Origin of the sequence: Amycolatopsis sp. NPDC004625, from assembly GCF_040609695.1 — a bacterium.
GTDB lineage: Bacteria > Actinomycetota > Actinomycetes > Mycobacteriales > Pseudonocardiaceae > Amycolatopsis.
In genome coordinates, this window is record NZ_JBEXKX010000036.1 from 1 (window position 1) to 2,907 (window position 2,907).

The 2,907-nt window shown below is 73.9% G+C and carries 2 protein-coding genes; one reads left to right on the forward strand and one right to left on the reverse strand.

Annotated elements, in window-relative coordinates; translation table 11 throughout:
• Nucleotides 1–1,515, reverse strand: a 1,515-nt coding sequence (locus tag ABZW17_RS32755; RefSeq protein ID WP_354822853.1) for a hypothetical protein, incomplete at its 3' end; no start/stop codon positions are given.
• Nucleotides 1,516–1,596: 81 nt separating this feature from the next.
• Here ABZW17_RS32755 and ABZW17_RS32760 point away from each other — a divergent pair.
• On the forward strand, nucleotides 1,597–2,784 hold the full coding sequence (locus ABZW17_RS32760) for an amidohydrolase (protein WP_354822855.1): 1,188 nt from the start codon (nucleotides 1,597–1,599) through the stop codon (nucleotides 2,782–2,784).
• Nucleotides 2,785–2,907: the final 123 nt, after the last annotated feature.

The window sequence follows — 2,907 nt, forward strand, 5'->3', positions numbered from 1 at the left end:
GACCTGGCCGGGGGCTGTTGTGAAGTGGGTCTCAGCCCGTCCATACACCCACCACGACCGGTTGGCGACGACGCGGATGGACCCGAGCTCGGAGTCGGCGGGGTCGGGCAGCATCATGCCGGCGCCCAGGCCGCTGCGCAGGTAGTCGACGACCGGCTGCGTGATGACCTCGCCGGGCAGCACACCGGGCGCTCCCGGCGGGTACGGCGTGATCATCTCCGCCGAGATCCGGCCCGGCGCCTGGGCCACCGGCACCTGCTCGGCCGGGCCGAAGAACGCGTCGCGCGGCAGCATCGCCGTCTCCAGCTCCAGTTCCCGCGGCGACGGCAGGTTCACCCGCGGCGGCTTCTCGAACGAGGGCGCAGCCTTCACCAGCGCGTCGACGGCATCGATCAGCGTGCCGGCCGTCTGCTCGTCGTCGGAGTGGGTGAACTGCGCGACGATCCGGCGGTGGTCGGACAGGCCGACGGTGACCCGCCGGTGGTCCCGCAGCCAGTCGGCGGCCTGGTAGCCGCTGATGCCCAGCGCGTCCAGATCGAGCACGACCTTCAGCGGGTCGGCGGAGTGGGCGAGGTCCGGGCCGAGGAACTCGTCGTACAGCACGCCCACACCGAGTTCGGCCAGCCGGCTGCGGACCGACTTGACGAGCGTCAGTGCGCCGTCGAGAAGCTCCTCGCCGTGTTCGGCCATCTGCCGGCGCCAGCCGTCGAGGGCGGCGTAGACCAGCGAGCTCGCGCTGGTCGTGCCGAGCAGGTCTTCGCGCGCCTTCAGCACGTCCGGGTCGACGCGGTCGCCCTGGAGGTGGAACACCGAGCTCTGTTCGACCGCCGCGCCCATCTTGTGGACGCTCGTGACGCACACGTCGGCGCCCGCGTCCATCCCCCACGGCGGCAGGCCGTCGTGGAAGGGCAGGTGCGCGCCCCACGCCTCGTCGACGATCAGCGGGAGACCGCGTTCGTGGCACCACTGCGCGATCGCGCCCAGGTCACCGCCCGTCCCGTAGTCGGTCGGCGTGACGACCAGCGCGCCCTTGACGTCGGAGGCGCTCTCGTACGCCTCGGCGAACTCCCGCACGCCCGGCGGGTGGCTCAGGTGCCGTTCGGCGTCCCAGTGCGGGTGCACCCACACCGGCTGCACCCCGCTGACGATCAGCCCGGAGATCACCGACTTGTGCACGTGCCGCGGGACCAGCAGTTTCTCGTGCGGGCCGGCGACCGCGAGCATCGCGCTCTTCACCGACAGGGAACTGCCGCACGTCGAGAAGAACGTGTGCTCGGCGCCGACCGCGTCGGCCATCAGCTCCTGGGCTTCGGCGAGCACGCCCCGGCGCATCAGCCGGTCGTCCAGGCCGTTGAGCGAGATGACGTCGGACCGGAACACGTCGGCGCCGACGACCTCCAGCACCCGCGGATCGACCCCGCGGCCCTGCTTGTGGCCGGGCGCGTTGAACGGGACGTAGCCGGCGCTGCGGTAGTCGCGCAGCGCCTCGAGCACCGGTGCCTTGCTGTGGTCCATGCCGCGCGAGTAGCCGGAGCCGGCCCGCGCGAAACCCCTTCCGGTGGCATGACCGTCCGTGGTTGGGGTATCCCGGAGGGCATGGAGTGGCACGAGGAGCTGCACGAGCGGGCCGACGAGCGGATCGAGCACCTGGACGAGCGGCTGTGGGCCGTCGCCACCGCGCTGCACGAGCGGCCGGAACTGTCCTATGAGGAACACGCCGCCGCCGAACTGCTGACGCAAGAGCTGGCCGCGGACGGCTTCGAGGTCGAGCGCGGGGTTGCCGGCCTCCCCACGGCGTTCGTCGCCCGGGCGGGGGAAGGGCGGCCGTGCGTGGCGCTGCTGCTCGAGTACGACGCCCTGCCCGGCCTCGGGCACGCCTGCGGGCACAACCTGATCGCCGCGGCCGGCCTCGGGGCCGCGCTCGCCGCCAAGGAGGTGCTGGGGGACACCCCGGGGTCGCTGCTCGCGGTGGGCACCCCGGCCGAGGAACGCGGCGGCGGCAAGGTCGCCATGGCCGAGGCGGGGATCTTCGACGACGTCGACGCGGCCCTGATGATCCACCCCGGCGTCCACTCGTGGTCGTGGGCGCCGCTGACCGCGCAGGTGGAGCTCGAGGTGACCTTCCACGGCCGCGCCGCCCACCCGACCGGCGACCCGGAGGCCGGCGTCGACGCGCTCGCCGCGCTGATCCAGGCGTTCGGCGCGGTGGCCGCCCTGCGCCAGCGGCTGCCGCCGGGTTCGCACGTCCAGGGCATCATCACCCACGGCGGCGAGGCGACGAACATCGTCCCGGACCGCGCCGAGGGCCACTTCGGGCTGCGCGCGCTGACGACGGACGCGCTGGACAGCCTGGTCGAAGCCGTGACGACGTGCGCGGAGGGCGCGGCGCTGGCGACCGGCGCGAAGGCCGAGGTCGAACGCCTCGGCCGCGGGTACTCGCATTTCCGCGACAACCCCGTGCTGTCCGAGCGGTTCACCGAGCACCTGGCGGCGTGCGGCATCCACGCGACCCCGCCGGCCCCCGGGGTCTACCTCGGGTCGTCGGACATCGGCGACGTCAGCGTCCGCGTCCCGGCGATTCACCCGTTCGTGGCGATCGCGGCGGAGGAGCATTCGGACCACACACCGGAGTTCGCGGAAGCGGCGGCCGGCCCGCGCGGGCGGGCGGCGATGCTGGCCTCGGCCGCGGCGCTGGCCCGCACCGCGATCGACCTGCGGACGCACCCGGCGCTGGTCAGCCGGGCTTGGGACTGCTTCCGGGACCTCGCCCGCACGGGATGGTGAGAGGCGCCGCCGCCGCGCGGGGTGGGGGGGGGGGGGATGAGGTTGTGAGGGACGAAGACCAAGAACACCAACCCCGCCACGACCCGGCCGGGGAGGGGGGGGGCGCCGCGCCGCCCCCCGCCC